At 64.0% G+C, this 1,437-nt stretch carries 1 protein-coding gene; it reads right to left on the minus strand.

Annotated elements, in window-relative coordinates; all coding sequences use genetic code 11:
* A partial coding sequence (locus VNN55_05445) for a pre-peptidase C-terminal domain-containing protein (GenBank protein HWO56992.1) occupies positions 1–1,410 on the minus strand: 1,410 nt, incomplete at its 3' end.
* Between the last annotated feature and the right edge of the window lie 27 nt (positions 1,411–1,437).

Raw genomic sequence — 1,437 nt, forward strand, 5'->3', positions numbered from 1 at the left:
CGGCACCGTCAGACGAAGACCGGTGGTTAAGGTCGGGTTGCCGAGGGAACTTTGTAAGGTGCTCACGGCATTGGCATCGCTCGTGCCGTAGACCGTCTGGGTGATCGAGGCCCAGGTGTCGCTCGCTTGGACGGTGTAGTACGGGGGTACCGTCGTGGTGGTGGTGACGGTGTCGGTTAAACTTGCCGGCAGATTGCTGAGCTGCTCACCCGCCGCTAAAGGCTGATTGCCCATTGCGGCTTGCAGCTCATCGGCCACACCGCTGTTCCCATAGAGTGCCGTGGCGATACTCGCCCAGGTGTCGCCGGACTGGACGACATAGACGATGCTCGCGCCGCGCACCGCCACGGATACCGTGTCGGTTGAAATCACGCCTTGAGCGTCGGTGGCAGTGAGCTCGAAGCGAAGGCGTGTGGGGCCACTCGCGCTCTGGGCGGTGAAGCTCGGGATGAGGGTGTTCGCGCCGTTTAAGCTCACGGCGGGGCCGTCGAGCTGGCGCCAGCTGACGGAAGCGATGCCATCCGCGTCGGCGGCACTCCCGCTCAACGTGACGTTGGCGCCGACGGCGACCGTCTGATCGGCGCCAGCGTTGACGGTCGGAGGCAAATTAATGTCAAGATTGTAGTTGACGCTCAGCCGGGCGCCGGTAAAGCTCGTGTAGGCGCGCACCAAGAGATACCAGGTACCGGCCGACACCGGGGTATCGATGTCGATCAGTTCTTCGTTATTGGCGTTTTCCGACCACCAGTCGATGTCGAAGGGGTCGAAGACCGGGGGCTGTCCCTGCTTCAGATATAAATCGGCGTCGCCGTCGCCGCCCGTGAGCTCAATGCGCAGATCGGTCACACCCGCGGGCAGGTCGAAGCGGTAGAGGAGATCGGTACCGGCGCCGGCGTGTAAATCATTTACTGGGGTGCCGGGTTGCACCAGGACGTCGGAGGGCGAGGTGTCCAGGTGCGCGATTAAGCGGACGTTACTAATCTCGGTAAACGCATGGACCATCACGTACCAGCGCCCGGTCGCGGGGTTCGTCACCGCGATCACCTCATTGGCGGCGCTGCTGTCCCAGGAGCGGTAGTCGAAGGTATCGAGGGTGGGGGGCGCGCCAAAGCGCAGGTAGAGATCCGCATCGCCCGTACCGCCGTCGGTCTGGACATGCAGCAGGCTGCTGCCGGCGGGCACATCGATGGTGTAGAGGAGCTGGCTGTCGAGGGCGCCGGCGACGTCATAGCGCATGACGCCGGGGATGAGTGCGTTGGGGTCGGCCGGGACAGTGGTGAGGGCCGACGTATTAAGGTTGTACGTCGTCGACGTCGTCTGGGTGTCGGTGCTCGAGAGCACCGCGTTATTCGCATTCACCGTGGTCGTGGTCCCCCCGGTGGTGGTGACGCCGTAGCTCAGCGTCGTCACCCGCCCCTCCCCGTCGGTGTAGGTGCT

This window comes from bacterium, assembly GCA_035559435.1.
Lineage (GTDB): Bacteria > Zixibacteria > MSB-5A5 > WJJR01 > WJJR01 > JACQFV01.